The organism is Mucilaginibacter sp. P25, assembly GCF_050859465.1.
Lineage (GTDB): Bacteria > Bacteroidota > Bacteroidia > Sphingobacteriales > Sphingobacteriaceae > Mucilaginibacter > Mucilaginibacter gossypii.
In genome coordinates this window covers 5,067,836-5,085,869 of record NZ_CP193937.1, presented here as the reverse complement: position 1 = coordinate 5,085,869, position 18,034 = coordinate 5,067,836, and the positions used below count along the sequence as shown (strand labels likewise).

The 18,034-nt window shown below is 41.5% G+C and carries 23 protein-coding genes; 10 read left to right on the top strand and 13 right to left on the bottom strand.

All coding sequences use genetic code 11. The features are described 5' to 3' along the window. Positions 1–32 precede the first annotated feature (32 nt). Complete coding sequence (locus ACRQ5D_RS25650) at positions 33–698, top strand: hypothetical protein (protein WP_431200736.1); 666 nt, start codon at positions 33–35, stop codon at positions 696–698. Positions 699–763: 65 nt separating this feature from the next. On the opposite strand, the gene ACRQ5D_RS25645 is transcribed toward ACRQ5D_RS25650, so the two are convergent. The 9 genes from ACRQ5D_RS25645 to ACRQ5D_RS25605 form a co-directional block, all read right to left on the bottom strand. Then, positions 764–1,036 (bottom strand): alpha/beta hydrolase-fold protein, encoded by a 273-nt coding sequence (locus ACRQ5D_RS25645; RefSeq protein WP_432327029.1) that lies wholly within the window; start codon positions 1,034–1,036, stop codon positions 764–766. Further along, positions 1,033–1,395, bottom strand: a complete 363-nt coding sequence (locus tag ACRQ5D_RS25640; RefSeq protein WP_432327028.1) for an alpha/beta hydrolase — start codon at positions 1,393–1,395, stop codon at positions 1,033–1,035. The genes ACRQ5D_RS25645 and ACRQ5D_RS25640 overlap by 4 nt, the downstream gene beginning before the upstream one ends. A gap of 17 nt (positions 1,396–1,412) precedes the next feature. Then, positions 1,413–1,625 (bottom strand): hypothetical protein, encoded by a 213-nt coding sequence (locus ACRQ5D_RS25635; protein ID WP_432327027.1) that lies wholly within the window; start codon positions 1,623–1,625, stop codon positions 1,413–1,415. Positions 1,626–1,629: 4 nt separating this feature from the next. Continuing rightward, positions 1,630–2,004: a carboxylesterase family protein gene (locus ACRQ5D_RS25630; RefSeq protein WP_431200870.1), complete on the bottom strand. Its 375-nt coding sequence runs from the start codon at positions 2,002–2,004 to the stop codon at positions 1,630–1,632. A 2-nt stretch (positions 2,005–2,006) separates the two neighbouring features. After that, the gene (locus ACRQ5D_RS25625; protein ID WP_432327025.1) at positions 2,007–3,224 is read right to left on the bottom strand and encodes a carboxylesterase/lipase family protein; all 1,218 of its coding nucleotides are present in this window, start codon (positions 3,222–3,224) and stop codon (positions 2,007–2,009) included. 221 nt (positions 3,225–3,445) lie between these two features. Beyond that, positions 3,446–4,258: a hypothetical protein gene (locus ACRQ5D_RS25620; protein ID WP_091163759.1), complete on the bottom strand. Its 813-nt coding sequence runs from the start codon at positions 4,256–4,258 to the stop codon at positions 3,446–3,448. A 32-nt stretch (positions 4,259–4,290) separates the two neighbouring features. Then, the gene (locus ACRQ5D_RS25615) at positions 4,291–4,737 is read right to left on the bottom strand and encodes an EamA family transporter (protein ID WP_431200731.1); all 447 of its coding nucleotides are present in this window, start codon (positions 4,735–4,737) and stop codon (positions 4,291–4,293) included. Positions 4,738–4,751: 14 nt separating this feature from the next. Further along, positions 4,752–5,333 carry an EamA family transporter gene (locus ACRQ5D_RS25610; protein WP_431200730.1) on the bottom strand — a complete coding sequence of 194 codons (582 nt, stop codon included), beginning with the start codon at positions 5,331–5,333 and terminating at the stop codon, positions 4,752–4,754. A 33-nt stretch (positions 5,334–5,366) separates the two neighbouring features. Further along, positions 5,367–5,852 (bottom strand): TQO small subunit DoxD, encoded by a 486-nt coding sequence (locus tag ACRQ5D_RS25605; RefSeq protein WP_091163764.1) that lies wholly within the window; start codon positions 5,850–5,852, stop codon positions 5,367–5,369. Between the two features lie 82 nt (positions 5,853–5,934). Here ACRQ5D_RS25605 and ACRQ5D_RS25600 point away from each other — a divergent pair, with 82 nt between their 5' ends. The 9 genes from ACRQ5D_RS25600 to ACRQ5D_RS25560 all read left to right on the top strand — a co-directional run bounded on the left by ACRQ5D_RS25600 (position 5,935) and on the right by ACRQ5D_RS25560 (position 14,335). Then, positions 5,935–7,428 (top strand): PLP-dependent aminotransferase family protein, encoded by a 1,494-nt coding sequence (locus ACRQ5D_RS25600; protein WP_091163767.1) that lies wholly within the window; start codon positions 5,935–5,937, stop codon positions 7,426–7,428. A 1,095-nt stretch (positions 7,429–8,523) separates the two neighbouring features. Then, positions 8,524–8,922 carry a heparan-alpha-glucosaminide N-acetyltransferase domain-containing protein gene (locus tag ACRQ5D_RS25595; protein WP_432327022.1) on the top strand — a complete coding sequence of 133 codons (399 nt, stop codon included), beginning with the start codon at positions 8,524–8,526 and terminating at the stop codon, positions 8,920–8,922. Continuing rightward, positions 8,834–9,784: a DUF5009 domain-containing protein gene (locus ACRQ5D_RS25590; protein ID WP_432327020.1), complete on the top strand. Its 951-nt coding sequence runs from the start codon at positions 8,834–8,836 to the stop codon at positions 9,782–9,784. Before ACRQ5D_RS25595 ends, ACRQ5D_RS25590 begins: the two co-directional genes overlap by 89 nt. Before the next feature lie 715 nt (positions 9,785–10,499). After that, a complete protein-coding gene (locus tag ACRQ5D_RS25585) occupies positions 10,500–11,462 on the top strand; it encodes a cellulase N-terminal Ig-like domain-containing protein (protein WP_432327018.1) in 963 nt (320 codons plus the stop codon). Further along, positions 11,369–12,379: a glycoside hydrolase family 9 protein gene (locus ACRQ5D_RS25580; protein ID WP_432329868.1), complete on the top strand. Its 1,011-nt coding sequence runs from the start codon at positions 11,369–11,371 to the stop codon at positions 12,377–12,379. The genes ACRQ5D_RS25585 and ACRQ5D_RS25580 overlap by 94 nt, the downstream gene beginning before the upstream one ends. 18 nt (positions 12,380–12,397) lie before the next feature. After that, positions 12,398–13,057: a thioredoxin family protein gene (locus tag ACRQ5D_RS25575; RefSeq protein WP_432327016.1), complete on the top strand. Its 660-nt coding sequence runs from the start codon at positions 12,398–12,400 to the stop codon at positions 13,055–13,057. Beyond that, on the top strand, positions 13,033–13,530 hold the full coding sequence (locus tag ACRQ5D_RS25570) for a TlpA family protein disulfide reductase (RefSeq protein WP_431200725.1): 498 nt from the start codon (positions 13,033–13,035) through the stop codon (positions 13,528–13,530). The genes ACRQ5D_RS25575 and ACRQ5D_RS25570 overlap by 25 nt, the downstream gene beginning before the upstream one ends. A 152-nt stretch (positions 13,531–13,682) precedes the next feature. Next, positions 13,683–13,982 carry a ThuA domain-containing protein gene (locus tag ACRQ5D_RS25565; protein WP_432327013.1) on the top strand — a complete coding sequence of 100 codons (300 nt, stop codon included), beginning with the start codon at positions 13,683–13,685 and terminating at the stop codon, positions 13,980–13,982. Continuing rightward, complete coding sequence (locus ACRQ5D_RS25560) at positions 13,931–14,335, top strand: ThuA domain-containing protein (RefSeq protein ID WP_431200723.1); 405 nt, start codon at positions 13,931–13,933, stop codon at positions 14,333–14,335. Before ACRQ5D_RS25565 ends, ACRQ5D_RS25560 begins: the two co-directional genes overlap by 52 nt. An 87-nt stretch (positions 14,336–14,422) precedes the next feature. Here ACRQ5D_RS25560 and ACRQ5D_RS25555 read toward each other — a convergent pair whose 3' ends face one another. From ACRQ5D_RS25555 to ACRQ5D_RS25540, 4 genes are all read right to left on the bottom strand, one after another. Further along, positions 14,423–14,830, bottom strand: a complete 408-nt coding sequence (locus ACRQ5D_RS25555) for a helix-turn-helix transcriptional regulator (RefSeq protein WP_432327011.1) — start codon at positions 14,828–14,830, stop codon at positions 14,423–14,425. A gap of 119 nt (positions 14,831–14,949) precedes the next feature. Next, the gene (locus tag ACRQ5D_RS25550; protein ID WP_432329867.1) at positions 14,950–16,509 is read right to left on the bottom strand and encodes a triple tyrosine motif-containing protein; all 1,560 of its coding nucleotides are present in this window, start codon (positions 16,507–16,509) and stop codon (positions 14,950–14,952) included. An 86-nt stretch (positions 16,510–16,595) separates the two neighbouring features. Next, positions 16,596–16,877 carry a hypothetical protein gene (locus ACRQ5D_RS25545; RefSeq protein WP_431200722.1) on the bottom strand — a complete coding sequence of 94 codons (282 nt, stop codon included), beginning with the start codon at positions 16,875–16,877 and terminating at the stop codon, positions 16,596–16,598. A gap of 616 nt (positions 16,878–17,493) precedes the next feature. After that, positions 17,494–17,754 carry a hypothetical protein gene (locus tag ACRQ5D_RS25540; protein ID WP_431200721.1) on the bottom strand — a complete coding sequence of 87 codons (261 nt, stop codon included), beginning with the start codon at positions 17,752–17,754 and terminating at the stop codon, positions 17,494–17,496. Between the last annotated feature and the right edge of the window lie 280 nt (positions 17,755–18,034).

Here is an 18,034-nt window from a genome sequence, read left to right as displayed (position 1 = left end):
TAGGTGATAAATTAAAAACCAAAGTAATTGTTATGAACACGGTACCCGAGCCGATGAGTGTTCAGCAATCAGATACTACCACCCAGGATATATTTGATGATGAGGATTTTAGTTTTAAAGATCAAAATAAAGGTATCGAAAAGATAGTTTTCCTTAACTATCTGGATACTTTGGGGATGTCGCTCCACGCAATTATAGCTAAATATGATATAGGTTTAATTATCAAAGGGGTTGGCGGAACTGCAAAAGAAATTAATGAACAGCTTATGCCTGTTTTAAATCATTCATGCTGCCCCTTACTGGCCGTTCCGGAAGGTGCCTCATTCAATATTACGAATATGGGATACCTTGCCGATCTTCGTTATGCCAAAAAGGATATTGTAAATTTTTTAAGTAAAATGAGTGAAGCTATGGGTGTAAAGGCCTCGCTTTTTAATATAACTGAATCGGGATTACCGCATATGTATAATGATTATGCTGATGCTGTGTTCAATCAAATGTTCGTGGGTTCAAGGCTGAACCTGGTGAATATCAAGGAGCGGGATATCATGAAAACCGTTGATGTACTGGCCAATATAATGGGGGTTGATTTTTTTGTATTGAGCAACCGCAGCTCGCAATTAAATGGGTTATGGGATTGGGAGAATATGGAGAATGAAGAACATGCCCACCTACCGGCGCTTATCTTTCCATGCTGAAAATAGCGTAAATATAAAGGGAAGATACTGTGATCGATCTTCCCTTATATATTCAATTTGGCCGTTTATAAAACGTAAACACCATTTGCTTTCAGAACTTTGCTGAAAAACAACAAATGCCCTGGCAAGGCGTTTTGCCAAAACTCCCAGGTATGGCCTCCTGGTTGTTCGGAATAATCATGTGGAGTATGGTTATAAACTAATCTGCGGTGTAATTCACGGTTGGGCTCAAGCAAAAAGTCATCAACTCCTATATTAATAACCAATGGCAGCCCGTTTTTACGGATCTGATCTGCCATGTTCACAACCGAATATTGCAGGTAAGTATCCGGCGTCATAGGCCCCCAAATTTTATCAAGCATTTTGGTAAGCATCTCAAACCTATCGGGGGGAGCTTCCAGGTGGTCATGTTTGGGTCAAGTGCTCCGCTCATACTCCCTGCTGCTGCAAAAAGTTCCGGATGCCTGGTTGAAAGATACAACGCGCCAAATCCTCCCATAGATAGGCCGGTGATAAGTCTGCCTTTTTTATCGTTAACCGTGCGGTATTTGCTATCGATAAAAGGAATCACTTCCTTAATAATATAAGTTTCAAACTTGCTGTTAGGATCAATAGGGCTATCAACATAATAACTAAAGATTTCACCTTCAGGCATTACGATAATGATGTTGTATTGATCAGCAAGGTCTTTTACCAATGATTTATCCGGCGTTTTTAGCAGCCAGTCGTCAAAATGGCCATACCCCCGTGCAGCAGGTACAATACCGGAAAATTGGCTTTGCTTTTTTCATATGCTTTAGGAAATGCAATAGCCGCTTTATAAGTTTTGTTCATTGCCACGCTTGGGATTTGTACTGTGTCGACTTTGGCTGCAAAAACCCATATGCTGCTAAACAGCAGGGCAAATATTAAAGCTACTCTTCTCATTTACTTATGGTTTTGGTACTGCGGCTACTATTTTTAATAATTCATCATCCGGGTGATTTTTAACTGTGCATTGGTTATCCAGTATCATAGTTGCACCATTTTCGGCAGTGTATGCAGGCCATTTGGGTAATGACGATGTATTGGGGTTGCCGGTTTTGGCAAAATTTATCCATGCGCTACTTATTTTATCGGCAAGGGCATATGCTTCCTTACCGCCGCCGGTCATTTCCTGGCAGCGTGCGATGTTGTTAAACTGGAAAGCTATATCCATACAGTGCATGGCTTTATACATACCTCCATTTACGGGCGATTGCCAGGTAAACAGGTACATATACACCGGGGCCGCGCCACTAACAGCCTTTTCATTTGCCTGTTTAATGGCTAATGAGCGGAAGTTAAATTCAATGTCGGTAAATTCTGATGGTTTTGAAATTGTTGGATACGCTTTTTGCGCCGCGGCGATGTAAGCATCGGTTTTATCGCCATATTTTTTTGAAGACTGGTTTTTAATTCATCCATAGTTTGGCTTTTAGGGCCGGGGATAAATGGAGCGAATTCGTTTTTGGTTGTACCTACCAGCAGCGGAACATTTTTCGACAGTTCTTTAGCTGCCGGATCTGATGGTTGGTAAGGAAGAAAATCGCCGTCTAAAGCGGGGCCCCAGCCGTTCATGGTTTTGCCCTCCTTTTTCAACTCGGCCGAGACCTTGCTCATGGCTTTTTTACCCGCTTCGTTCAGTACACCATAAGGCAGTTTTTGAAGAGAATCAACCTGCGAAGGCTGCAGGTGAAGTTCTTCCAATAATGCAGCGGCAACTTTTTGGGTAACCGGTTTTTCGTTAAAATTGGTGATGTAGCTGCCGCTTTCAACAATGGCATTTTTAAATAAACCTTTTACTGATGGCGCGTTCATCAAACAGGTAACCTTACCGCCACCACCCGACTGCCCAAAGATGGTCACATTATCAGGATCGCCGCCAAACTGGGTTATATTTTGTTTTACCCATTCCAGAGCCAATTTCAAATCAAGCAGGCCCGCGTTTGCAGAGCCCTTATATTTATCACCATAGGCTGAAAGATCAAGAAAGCCCAAAATGTTTAACCGGTGATTTACCGATACCAGTACCACATCTCCCTTTTTAGCCAGGTTTTCACCGTCATATGACGGAAGTTCAATTGATGAACCGGCTGTAAAGCCGCCACCATGCAGCCAAACCATTACTGGGCGTTTTTTGCCATCGTTCAGTTTCTGTGTCCATACATTGAGCGACTGGCAGTGTTCATTTGAATAACCCAGATCATGCTGAAAGGCAAATTCAAATTCGTCGTTAACAGTTGTAGTTGGATCGGTAGGACAAACCGGACCGTAAGTTTTTGAACTGCGTACATCTGTCCATGGCGCAGGTTTTTCGGGCGCCATAAAGCGGTCGGCTTTGGCGTAGGGGATACCTTTAAATGTAAAAATGCCATTGTGAAGATAGCCTTTTACTTTTCCGCTTTCGGTTGATGTTACAGCTACATCGTTCCCGGCAACAACTGGTTCGTTGCTGCTTTGGCAAAACGCCGTTACAGGTAAAAAGCAAATGAGTAAAAGCAGCATGAGGGTACTGTTTTTTTCATAATTGTATTTGGTTAAATTGGTTTACACTTCGCGACCCGAAACTGGCTTCCGGAATTGAAAGATAGTTAATTACCGATTAATTGGAGAGGATGTTTATCCAATGGCAATAGCTATTGTGTAAATATAACACAATGAATTAACCAAATACAATTATATCATACTTTTTACTTTAAAAAATTTCAGCTAAAAACGTAGTTAGTTTAATGTAACCATAATCCATAGCTATCTTTATACCGCTGCATAGAAGTTTCAAATATTTCCATTGCATTACCCTCAATATCCTGGTTTTCAAATGCTCCATATACAGTATCAAAATTAAGCATGGATGCTTTTTGATATGCTTTGACAAATTCTTCCTTGGCGAGTAATATAATATTAGGATAGCTGTACATAATAGCCATATGCCGTTTGCTTCTGGCTATATTAAAGGTATCACCACAAAGCATAGTTCCATTGGGTGTAAAGCCTGCAATGTGCAACACGCAGCTGCCCGCAAAATGACCGCCGATATGTACTACGCTTATGCCGTCCCAAAGTTGTGTGGTGTTACCACCCCATAAGTAGATATACGGAGAATTAAAAGGTACCCATTCGGTGTCATGTTGGTGGATATAGATTGGGCAGCCAAATTCGGCGGCCCATTCATTCATATTACTATAATAATGCGGATGTGAAAACGCGATAGCTTTTAATCCGCCTTTAGCCCGGATAAATTCAATTGTAGCATCATCCAGGTACGGAATACAATCCCACAAAATGTTACCTCCCGGAGAGATAAGGAGCAGGGCCCTTTGGGCAATTGCAAAATCTGGTTGTATTTTGAGTGCATACAGATGTTCACTTAACTGTGTTATTTTGATGGTGCGGTTCTTAAGTTCGGCTGGCGTATTCCATTGCTGTCCACTCTCCGGAACGTATTGTCGATCATCGGTACAAATTGGACAAAATTGGGGTGTTGCCGGCCCGGCTAAAAGCTGGGTGCCGCATGTGCTGCATATGATGGTTTTATTCATCGTTTTATAAAGTGTTATTTAGGGAGATGATTTTAGATCCGGTAAGCTATTTTAGCCAATGCTTTGATCTGTTCCAAATCGGAAGCAGGGTTGAGGTGGTTGCAGTTACCTGCTTGTTCAACTGTTTCTGTCACAGTTTTTTTAAACGTAAGCTTCCCATACTTTGAAAGATTTACAAGCAATACGCTGAGCAAGATCACAATTAACCCCAAAAACTGCATTAACGAAATACTTTCATGTGCAAAGCAAACCCCAAGTAATACGGCGATAACCGGATTTACATACGAATGGGTGCTCACCTGCGTTGCAGGCCTTACCTGTAGCAGCCATACATAAGCGCTGAATGCCCCAATTGATCCGAATATGATAAGGTAAACGATAGCCATCCATGACTGAGCCGGAACAGTAGCGAGATTAAATCCGTTAAACTTCTGGTGAATAATAGCAGCCGGTACAAAAGTCAAACCGGCAATGATCATTTGCCAGGATGTATTTACCCTTGCTGGTGCTGTACCGCCTCTCTTTTTGAATATAATGACCCTGACGACCAGGCAACAGGGCCTGCCAGTAACAATAGTAATCCTGTTAATTTTGCATGGTCCATAGTACCGGTAACCGATTTCAGGAAAGCTTCGCCAAAAAGGAGCAAGATTCCTGCAAAGCCGATGATGAGGCCGAATATGGTCGATTTATTTTTTAGGTTTACCCGCCAGTTAGCTTTATCTAATATGATGAACCATATCGGGTTCACAGAAACCATAATGGCAACCATGGCACTGGGGATATTGCGCTCGACCCAGATCACTATACCTGTAGCTATGAATAGGGTAAGCAGCCCGCAGATACCGGAGGTGATGATATCGCGCTTAACAAATATGTTGTCGCCCCTAATGTAGCACCAGCCAAGTAATAAAATACCCGCGCTGAAAAAACGCAATGCACCCATCAACATAGGAGGGAAGCCCTGAATAGCCATTTGTATAAAGAAATAGGTTGAACCCCATACTATATAAACGGTAGCAAAGGCTATGATCACTAAAAGGTGTGATGCTTTTGTATTTGCTGTAGTTGCCATGATTATTTTATTGGTTAAAGATGTTTGCTGATTTTAATTGGTTTGCAATGATTGGTAAGCCGTAAGCTTTTTGTTCACAATACGTGAGGCGAACCATTTATCTAAGCTCCATGAATATTGGGACATCCCGGCCAGCAGAAAGCTTGCGGCGCTCAAAGTAAACACTGAATAACCTAAAGGCGATTCGACGCCGAAGGAAATTGCCATCGCGATAGCAAAACATAAACTAAGGATACCGCTGCCGATAGCTGCCATGCGGGTAAATAAGCCAAGGATGAGTAATAAGCCAAAACCGCCTTCGCCAATGGTTGCAATAGTTGCCAGCGGATTTATGATGCCATCGGGTAGGAAACTCATTACCTGTTTGGCATAGGCAATAAAATGTTTCCAGTCGCCCCAGCCAACGTGTGCGTGACCGTTTGGGCCAAATAAGCCGAGGCGGTCGGCTACTTCCCACAGGTAGCTTAGTCCAACGGCTAACCTTAGGTATATGGATGATATTTTTTGATTGAGTTGCATAAGTTTTATTTTTTGATGATCAAAAATACCATGCTTTTGGACTATACTTGTAGTCCAGAAAGTAGTTTAAAGATAGTCCAGAATGATGCTCATCGAAAGTTTATTAAGTGTAGATAAAAGCAGCCAGGTGCCCGTGTATTTGCAAATTAGCAACGGCATTATCAATTATATCAGGCAGGGGACCTTAAAACCAGGCTCTGCACTTCCTGCCAGTCGTGTGTTGGCAGCATCGTTAAACGTACATCGTAAAACAGTAGTAGCTGCTTATGACGAACTTTATGCTCAAAGCTGGGTTGATGTTATAGCGCGTAAGGGGATTTACATAGCTAAAAACCTGCCCGATGTTGCACCCCGGCCTATCGAAAAAGCTGTTCTGAAACATAGCCTGGCAAATAAAACATCGTTCAACGTTGATGACAACAGGATCAACCCTCAGCGCATGTTTGTGGAAATGCCTGATGGCAATATTACATTTACCGAAGGGTTTCCCGATACCCGCATTGCGCCTGTCGACCTGATGGTGCGCGAATACAGACGGATGGCAGGTTATCATTTTACGCATAAATACCTGATGTACGGGCTGGAGCAGGGTTCCGAAAATTTAAGGAACGAACTTGCCCGTTTTTTGGGTGAAACCCGTGGCTTGCATGTAACACCTAACGATATTTTAATAACCAAAGGCGTTCAAATGGCACTTTACCTGTGCGCACAGGTATTGATTAATAAAAATGATATTGTAATTGTAGGTAACCCAGGCTACAGTGGTGCAAATGAGGTGTTTGAGCAAGCGGGCGCCAGGTTGGAATTTGTCCCTGTAGATGAACATGGTATTGATATTAATTCCGTTGAGACTATTTGTAAAGCACAAAAGGTACGTATGCTGTACGTGGTGCCGCATCATCATCAGCCTACTACAGTAACGCTGAGTTCGGAGAGGCGTATGCGTTTACTCGAACTGGCAGCAAAATACCAGTTTGCCATTATTGAAGATGATTACGACTTTGACTTTCATTATACTAGCGGCCCTATTTTACCGCTGGCCAGTGCCGATTATTATGGCAATGTAATATATGTGGGTTCATTTTGCAAAACCATCGCGCCGGGCATTCGCATTGGCTTTATGGTTGCCCCGGCTAATTTTTTATTACAGGCCACCCGCTTACGCAGGCTGATTGACCGCCAGGGGGAGCACCTGTTAGAAGAAGCTATGGCAAGTTTATTAAAGAACGGTGACATTAGCAGGCACCTGAAAAAAGCCAATAAGCTGTATCACGAACGGCGGGATATTCTTTGCAAATTACTGCAGGAGCAATTGGGCGATTATATTTCCTTTAAAATACCATGTGGCGGTTTTGCCATATGGGTTAAATACCTTCATGATCTGGACACTGCCGTTGTTTCAGAAAAAGCTAATGAACTGGGGCTGTCTATAGGTGCGGGACATGATTATTATTATGATAAAACATTTAAACACAGTTTTGTACGGATAGGGTTTGCCTCATTAAACCAAAAAGAAATGCATGAAGCAGTAAATATCTGGAAAAAGGCCATTCTTAAATGCCTTCCAAAAGTTTAAAAGTTTGGCATAGGGGATTAAACGCCATAATAGGATGAATTTGTTAATATCATGTCATGCTTTGGCAGTTACTGTCATGCTTTTAAGTTAGAGATTTTCTGCCAAAATTTGCGTTTGTCATGCCTGTGACAAATTGTCGGTTAATTTTTTTAAAAATGCTAAGACCTCTAATATGTAAAAATCACGGAATAGTTTTTTTACAAAAAAAAGTTTGGCGATGAGTTTTTATAGCCGCAAAGCAGGCTAGGAAATTAATGAGCGAAATAATTTTCTCTAAAAATAAATTTGTGCTTGTTTGCCCGCTTTTTTTAAATAATTCGGCAAAAAACAATTTTTCGGCTTTTTTTGCCTCGGTTTAAGCCCATTTTTTTTCGTTAAGCGCAAAACTCTGCGTTAAATTTAATAAACACCAGTTTTTGAAGGTAGTTTCAAAGAAAAAATCCATTTTGAAAATGACGTTTTTAGGCTTAAAGTATTGATTTATAGGGCGTGTTTTTTAATGGCATGTTTTTAGCCTAACTGGTGGCAGGAATGATACAATTGTTCTTGCATCCCTGCCACAGCATGCCTGTAGGAACGATTGTATTTCCTCAAAACATTGTTAGTTCAGTAATTAAAACATTAAAAAAATTAAAGTTATGTTAACCGTATTAGAAGTTGCCCTTTTCTTAGCTGTTATTATCGTTCCATTAATCCCTGCAAGAAAAACTGCAAAATAATTGGACATTAAAACCAGTTAATGAATGGGCGGCCTTTGGTTGCCCATTTTCGTTTTTATACCATTTGTGACCGGTCGTACTCAATGCTAACCAATCCGCTCCCTTTTTTCCGTCGCTTCCGAAACCTCCTTCTTTCCCACTTCGCTGAATTTTTTATTTATATACAATGTTACCTATGGTAGTAGTGATGTAGTGCTGTAATAAAAGCATCTGATCATGCTATCGGATAGATTTGTGCATTAATGATCCATTGGATTTATAGCAGTGCCTTATAAACGAGATTGGCATTTGGTATGTACGGCGATAATATTTTATTTATCGCGAGCCATAATTCACTATTTTCCGTAAAAATTAAAAGAAAAGCCCTAAATAAAGTATGCAGCAATTACCCAAACGCCTGTTATCAATAGATGTATTGCGTGCGATTACTATGCTCCTGATGATATTTGTTAACGATGCGGGCGGTGTACAGCATATTCCCGAATGGATAGACCACGCCAAAGGTCTTGAAGACAGGATGGGTTTTGCTGATACTATTTTCCCGGCGTTTTTGTTCATTGTGGGCTTGTCGTTACCATTTGCTATTAATAACAGGATCAAAAAGAGTGATAGTACCAGACAGGTATTATTTTATATCCTGATACGCAGTGCGGCGCTGCTCATTATGGGTTTTTACCATGTAAACCTTGAAGAATATAATCTCGTCGGCGGCATTAATTCCGAAGGCTGCATGGGCACTGGTTATTACTATAGCATTCTTCCTGATCTGGCTTGACTATCCGGAATCTATGGCAAAGACTAAAAGATATGCCTTGCAGATATTGGGAATTGCTATGCTGATTGGCATGGCGATGATTTATAAAGGTGGCGAAGATGGCGAGGTACGGGGTATGGAGCCTTCATGGTGGGGAATATTGGGTTTGATAGGATGGGCATATTTGGTTTGTGCTTTTATATTTTTCGCAGTTAAAGGCAAATTGAACAACCTTATCGTAGCATGGATAACGCTTGCCGCCATTAACATTTTGGCGCACACCATATTAAAGGTAAACGTGTTGCACGACGAAACGATGGTAACCATTGCAGGAAAAGATGTTACGGGCAGTTTCCTCGGTAATGCTATTATCTTTTTAAAACCGTTTTGGATAATCAACGATGCATCGACCATGACTTTAACCATGGGAGGCGTGGTGATATCAGGTATTTATGCCAAATTGGTTGAACAAGGGAAAACACAACGCATTTGGGCCACACTAACTGTCGTCGGTATCTTGTTCCTGGTAGCGGGTTTTGCTTTAAGGCCTTATACTGAAGGTATTTCCAAGATCCGTTCAACACCCGCCTGGGTATTCATTTGTTCCGGAATTACCACGTTAGCTTTTTTGATGCTGATATACGTGGTAGACGTTAAAGGAAAAATAAATGCTTTTAACTGGATCAAACCGGCAGGTACCAGCACACTAACCTGCTACCTGATCCCGTATTTTCAGGTGTTTACACTGGAACTGTTCCAAATTAACTATCCCGGCGTTATCAATAACGGATTTCCGGGACTATTGCGCTCTTTTCTGACGGCTGTGATCATCGTTTTATTTGTTGGATTACTTGAAAAGAAAAGATTGCGCTTAAAAATTTAATTATTATACATACCTAAAATGTCATGGCAACAATTTCATCATTATTGTAACCTTGGCGGTGAAATATGCTGGAAGATGTTGGTGGAAAAATGAGCGCTTACTCGATGCGGCTATCAGACACTTGGATTAAAAGAACCTTAAAAGCATCTTCAAAAGAGGCCCCCGGAAATCAAGCGGCCTCTTTTAGGTTTAGGTTGATTATAATAAAAGCTACTAATTATAATTGCGTTCTTTGGCATAATCGGCAGTCAATGCACCTGCATTGGCGTCAGGCGAAACCTCGCAAACACGTTGCAGCTATACTAATGATGTAGGGATGTCCGTACTTACACGGCCGGGAATAGCCTGTTTAACAATTTTAACTTTACGGCAGTCCGGTAGAATATATTTCATGTTGGATTTATATAAGAGATGAAATTTTATATTCTGCAATTATCAGCCAAACTTTACTCAATTGCTATTTTGAAGCCACTACAATACCACTACTATTATGTTATCGATAAAGTGCTACGTGGTCATTAGCCCAAAGTCGTAGTTTCTAAGCACAGAATTTTAAAAACGACTTTTCACACCCCACTTAGCACTTGCCGGGTAATCGGCTAAGGTAACTTTGTAACAAATTGAGGTGTTTAATCACGGTAGAGCTAATGTAGTGGCACAAAAATATCCGGCCGAAACTTAATCTTTTAGCTTTGACCAATATTGCAAAACCATCATGCTTAAACCGCAGGGCAATTTCTTAACTTTATATATGAGTCTGAAAAAACACATCAATGTCCTGTTTAAGGCCACTGCCTTGTTTTGGTTCGGTTTGCCGTTTTTTGTACAGGCACAAAATATCAAAGTGGTAACCAATCACGTTGGTTATGAAGATAACAAGGCAAAACATGCCGTTATAGTTGCCGACAGCCGTCTTACATTTACATCATTTAACCTCATTGATGCAGATAAGGGTAAAGCTGTATTTTCGGGAAAGATCTCTTACAGCGGCCCGGTTGGCAAATGGAAAAATTTTGAGTTTTGGACGCTTGATTTTAGCAGTCTTACCGTGCCGGGGACTTATAAAATTCAATTCGCTTCACCTAAAGGAATAATTTCATCATACCCTTTTACCATTGGCAAAAATGTGCTTGAAAAAGCCACTATATCCGATGTAGTATATTATTTTAAAGGGCAGCGCAGTTCGGGCCTGCTGGATAAGGCCGATCATCATCTGGTATTACCGGACACAACGGATACTATTGACGCGCACGGCGGTTGGTATGATGCCACCGGCGATTACGGCAAGCATTTGTCGCATTTATCATTTTCCAATTATTTTAACCCGCAGCAGATCTGTTTAACAGCCTTTAGCCTGTTTAAAACATATGAGCTGCTAAACGCCCGCTCAGGGACTGATTTTCGGCAGGTTAACCGCAGGATTTTGGATGAAGCCATGTATGGCGCTGATTATTTAGTGCGGATGCAGGTTAAAAACGGTTCATTTTATCGCTCTGTGTCATCGCCTGGCCCCGGCAAATTGCCAAAGGACAGAGTAATCCAGGCAGACGAGGGTAATTATCGGATTAAACAAACCAAAGACCAATCATTTACCAAAACCACCTCAGGCAAAAACTGGCGTACTTACCAGGCCAGTTACCGATCGGGCGGGGGATTGCTATTGCGGCGCTGGCTATAGCTTCGGCTTATCAAACATCGGGTGAGTTTAGTAATGCGGATTACCTGAAAGCTGCCGAAAATGCATTTGCTTTTCTGGAAAAGGAAAATCCACAAATGGACTATGATAAAAAAGAGAATATCCTTGATGACTATTGTGCGCTGAGTGCCGCTACCGAATTATACAAAGCAACTCACAAAGATATATATAAAGCTGCTGCCGAAATGCGTGCTAACAACTTGCTTAACCGCATAAGCTTGTGGAAAAAGTACCAAAATTTTTGGCGCGCCGATGATAAGGACAGGCCTTTTTTTCATCCATCAGATGGCGGCTTGCCTGTGATAAGTCTGCTGTATTACTATCCTTATGCGTCCACAGATTTGCAGGCAAAGATCAAAACAGCAGTAAAAAAGTCAATGGAATTTGAATTGGCTATTACCCACGAAGTAAACAATCCCTTTGGTTACAGCCGCGAACTGGTGCAGGATACATTGGGCAATCGGCACAGCGCTTTCTTTTTTCCACATGGCAGCGATGCTTCGCCCTGGTGGCAGGGCGAAAACGCGAGATTAGGTTCTGTGGCCACCGCTGCACGAATGGCTGCCAGTCTGTTTAAAGATGATAAGACTTTCCATGACCAGCTCTCCGGCTTTGCGATAGATCAGCTGAACTGGATCCTGGGCCTGAACCCCTTTGATGCCAGTATGCTACAGGGTACAGGGCATAATAATCCGGCTTATGGCTTTTTTGGCACGTTTGAATATACCAACGCACCTGGCGGTATTGTAAATGGTATTACTTCAGGGTTTGATAATGAGGATGATATTGATTTCAATATCCCTTATGCAGTATCAGGTAAAGATTCTGACTGGCGCTGGGCCGAGCAATGGCTTCCGCATACAGCCTGGTACCTGCTGGCAGTATCAACGAGTGATTAATTGTAAACCATATCTATTATGAAGGAGTTTAAGATCAGTTTGTGTTTCATCTTCGGGCTGCTATTGGTTTTGCCGATGTTTTCTTTTGCCTTCGATGAACATAAAACACTGGCGATAGGAGCGCAGGCGCCCGATTTTAGTCTGCCAGGTATTGATGGCAAAACATACACTTTACAATCGTTCAGAGATGCTAAAGTGTTGGTTGTGGTTTTTATGTGCAACCATTGCCCCACCTCGCAGGCCTATGAAAGCAGGGTGATCAAACTGACCACCGACTATGCGACAAAGGGAGTCGGTGTGGTAGCAATCAATCCCAATAATCCTTCCTCGTTGCGCTATGACGAATTGGGCTACAGTGATTTAGGTGATTCATTTGAAGAAATGAAGATACGGGCGAAAGATAAAGGTTTTAATTTCCCGTACCTGTATGATGGCGAAACCGAAGTAGCTTCCAATAAATATGGCCCGGTTGCTACCCCTCATATTTTTGTTTTTGATAAAGACAGGAAGCTGCGTTACAATGGCCGGATAGATGATATGGAAAACCCAGCCAAAACACCTAAATCTTTGGATGCTCTGAACGCTATTGATGCGATACTTGGAGGCAAAGAAATAGCAGTACCGGTTACCAAAACCTTTGGCTGCTCGGTTAAATGGGCCGAAAAAAGGATTGGATAGATAAGGCGCAAATTCAATGGGCAAAGGAGCCGGTAAAACTTGATACCATTAACGCCAGCGGAATTGCAACAGTGGTGAAAAATCATTCGGACAGGTTAAGGCTTATCAACCTGTGGGCTACCTGGTGCGGTCCCTGCGTTGCGGAGTTTGACGATCTGGTTACCCTAAACAGGCTTTACCGCGACAGGAGCCTGGAATTTGTAAGCATTAGTGCTGATGACCCGGCTAATAAAGATAAAGCTTTGAAGTTTTTACAACGCAAGCAGTCATCAGGTATCAACTACATTTACACAGGCGATGACAAATATAAGATGATAGAGGCAGTAGACCCTAAATGGGATGGAGCTTTACCTTATACCATGCTGATTGACCCGGATGGGAAGGTTGTATACAGCCACCAGGGCGCTATTGACCTGGAGGAAGTTAAGAAAGCGATTTGGAATAACCCGACGATGGGCAGGATCTATAAATAAATCATCAACGCAAAAATCATCGATATGAAAAAAATAGCCCTGATCTTCAATTTTTGCTTGTTAACCGTTATCAGCGCGTGGGCACAAAAGGCCCCGCGTTTTAAAGTGATAGCCCTGTATGAAAGCGGGGGCATCATATTGAGTATTCAAAAGTGGCAAAAGTATGGCTGGATAAGCTGGCTGCTGACAGTAATTTTTCTGTCGATTATATTCAAAGTACTGATAGAATTAATGATGCTTTTTTATCTAATTATCAGTTATTTATCCAGCTGGACTACCCGCCGTATGCCTGGAAGGAAAAAGCCGTAAAAGCCTTTGAAAAATACATTGATGAAGGCAAGGGAGGCTGGATAGGCTTTCATCACGCAACCCTACTGGGCGAGTTTGATGGTTACGCGATGTGGAACTGGTTCTGGAATTTTATGGGGGGATCCGCTATAAAAACTACATAGCTACATTTGCCAAAGGTACTGTCAATATTGAAGATCAAAGCCATCCGGTAATGAAGGGTGTATCACCACCTTTCCTGGTTCAGAAGGAAGAGTGGTACACTTATGACCAAGATCCAAGGCCTAATGTACATGTGCTGGCCTCGGTAGATGAATCAACTTATGAACCCAAAGATGGCATTACCATGGGTGACCATCCTGTGGTATGGATTAACCCCGAAAAAAAGCCCGTAACATTTACATCTTTATGGGACACTCGCCTGTGCTTTTTGATAGTAAGGATTATACCAGGCTTTTCAGCAATGCTATATTCTGGGCCGCCGGAAAATAAATACGAAGTAGCCGGGATTGAGTAAAAGCATTTTTAAAACAAGAAATGCCTATGGATGGCAGCACTTTGATGTTTAATAATGGCTGGAAAGCAGTAAAAACTGGAAGCAGTTTTACCCGGATTGTTTAGTAACCTCCATCAAAAAATCATACAGATTGGTTTCGGTAGCTAATTGCAGTTTTTTGCGTACGCGGTAACGGCTGATCTCCACGCCTTTCAGCGAGATGTTAAGCAGCTGCGCTATCTCCTTTGATGACAGGTTTAACCGCAGGTAAGCACACAGTTTCAAATCGGTTGAGCTTAAACCGGGGAACTTGGCTTTCATGGTGGCTAAAAAGTTATTATGCACCTGGTCAAAATACATGGAAAAGTTGTCCCAGTCATCGTCACTTTTCCCGGTATCGCTCAATAATTTAAACACGCTCCTGAATTGGTGCGATCCATCAGGAATGTTAAGTTTTTTTATTAATACCATCAGCTCGTCCTTTATATTGAGCAATAGTTTACTGCGGTTAACCATTTGCATTGTTAGCGTGGCCAGTTCTTTGTTCTTGTAATTTAGCTCGGCTTCAAGCTTTTCGTTTTTTAAGGCAATGATCTCTTTATCATTTCTGTCAAGTTCAAGGCTATGGAGGTAGCTTAACCTTTTTGCTCCTCTTCATGGCGTTGCTGATGCAAGGCGAAACGTTTTTGCTGCGCCTTTATACCGATATACACAGTGCAGGCAATGATCAGGAAATAAGCCGGGTAGGCCCAAATAGTTTGATACCATGCCGACTCAACAATAAAACTATAACTGACGGGAGCAGACGCTGTGCCTAAATTATTACGGGCCTTTACCGAAAATGTGTATTTGCCATAAGGAAGGTTGGTATAGTCCTTCTCGGTTTTAATCGACCATTGCGACCAATCTTTATCAAAACCTATTAATTTATAGCTAAACTCCTCGTTGCTTTTTTGTGCAAACAGGGTAGAGGTATATTCAAAATGAAAGGAATTCCAGTGGTTGGACAGCGAGGCAATAAGTTGCGTGTTTTGTGCTGATGCGATCCGGTTGTTTTTAACAAAATATCCACCGAAAATCAGGCTATCTTTTTCGGCTATGGCTTTTACCGTAGTAAGTAATACATTGAGTTTGTTCTCCGATGAAACGTATTGGCGATAATTTAAATGGAAAACACCATTGTTTGAGCCGATAAAGATGTTCTCCATATCGTGCGGATAAATATACTCTGCCCCCTTTACTGTTTGCCCGGCCAATTCAGGGAAATAGATCACCTTGTACGGTAACTTACCAGATCGTTTACCAAAATCAATTACGCCAACGCGTTGGTTACTGATAAACCAGATATTACCTTTGCCATCTTCGGTAAGAAACTCAATTTTTGAATTGCCAAATATCGGCTTGTAAAATGCAGATCGTGTGAAGTCTCCTTCAGTTGTATTGTATTCATAAACACCTTTTTCGGTAGCAGCTATTACTTTGTTTTTAATAAAATATACATGATTATTCAGCGCAGATGGCAAACCACTTTTTTCGGTATATTGCGTATAACTAACTATCTTTTTTCTATCAGCGGATAGCTGCACTTTAAAAATACCCCTGTAGGGGTGCGTTGCCCACACAAAATTGCTCTTATCTACCGCGAGGTTTCCTAATGATTCATAAATACCATTTATTTTTCCTTCAAAGCTAAATCCGGCACCATTGTATTTTAAGAGTTGAAAGCCGGTATAAGTCCCCGCTATCACATCCTGCGAAGCAGGGAAAGCTTTCATCATCCACGCCCCCGGGCCGGGAGTAATCAGTTTAGCCTGGTTATCGTCTACCTGTAAAACACCATCCTGATGACCGGCCAATAAATGCCCGTTAATTTGCGTTAGGCTTAAAACCTGTCCTTTAGTGTTTGGCACTTCTGTAAAAGCACCTGTGGCCGTGCTGATATCTTTTTGCTGCGAGCCTATCGATACGGTATATAAGCCGTTTGATGTTCCGATATACAACTTGTTGTTAAAAATGCTTACCGAGTTACTTTTTACCAGGTTTTCGCGATTAGGATAAATATTTTTAACAGACGTGTTATAATTAATAAAATCGAGCCCATTTTCCAGTCCAAGCCATAAATTATGATCTTTATCTAACAATATACCATGGACATTATTATTTTGTAACCCCTGGTTATTGGAGAACTGGTCTATTGGCTTGCCTTTACCATCAATAATAATCAGCCCTTTTGCTGATGTGCCGATGGCGTATCTGTCGATGCCAATTTTTTGAATGAAGTTTATAAGATCAGTAAGCAGGATTCCATCAATAGCCGTGTTTTTTTAACCAGCGACGAGCCAGCAATGATAAAGAGGCCATTTTTGCGGGTACTTACCAGTAAGGTATCTTTATTAAACTCAGTGATGCCAGTGACACTCAGCGCCGTTGTGGGTTGTTGAACGAAGGCTTGCCAGTGCGAATCTTTAAAAATAACCAGTCCGATAGCTTTATCATAAGCAAACAATTTACCGCCGGCCCGGTTTAGCAGCATCCAGCCACCGGGCGCATCAAATGTGTGCATGGTGTTGTTTTTCAGCTCAAAGATGCACTCAATGGTTCTGAAAAATACCTCATTATTATGGATAACAATATCCCAGATATCGGCAAACTGCCTTGCTTTTTGGGCAGGCGTTGTTTAAGCGAATGATATTTGAGGATTCCCGACTCATTTGGAAAAAATAACCAACTTCATCCTGCCCTCCAACATAAATACGGCCCATGCGATCAATAGCCACAGACTTTATAGGGCTTTTATTAGGCAGCGGATAGGTTTTCCAATAACTACCGTCGAACGTAAGCAGACCCTCATCGTTGGCAAAATAAAGAATTCCGTTCTTGTCCTGTTTAATGTCCCAGATCTCAGTTCCGGCGTTATAATCATTATGAGTGTAGTTTTTGATAGCAGGAGTACCAAGCGTAGTTTGAGCGGAAGATGTCCATATAAAAGCACGGAGAACGAGAATAAATAAGATGTTTTTTTCATTAACGGTTTTCCTGGCGAGGGCTTAAACCCCATTAATAATAGGCAACCCGGCAAAAGGCCGGCCTGATTAAGAGCTGTAATTTAATCAACATTTTACATATACCGGGAGTAAAATGTACCCCAAAATTGTAAAATGGCTTCAGTCAGAAATGTTTTAAATCAGCAATGGATTGCTGTAGTGGTATTGTAGTGGGGTGCTGGACAATAATAGCTGATACTGTTTAAGGAACTCTTTATTGGTTTTTTTGGTATCGCTGATATAATCTATGGTAACATTACTGTCTATTGCAAGCTTGTTAAGCCATATTTTAGCAGTGGTATCAAATGAGGCATGGCCGCCACCAATTTCCGCGAGGGCAATTGCCTTAAAACGAGGTTTGGTATTTTGCTGGGCTGTTACGTTGCCGTAATGCATAAGCAGGAAACACAGGAAAATTAAGAAAATATTTTTTTCAATTTGATTGAGACAGAACGATCGGGCAGCATGAGCTGGAATAATTAGTAAGATTTAGATCGCCGCAATGATAAATTAAACTTTTTAATCGAAGCTTAAGATGATAAAAAGTAGTGGTGAAGTAGTGTGGATCCGCTTGTTTAACAAACAATGGGTTATAATATGGTGATTGGCTAATAAAAATGCCTGATAACGAATAACGCTTTCAGGCATTTTATTGAATAGTATTTATGGTATAACA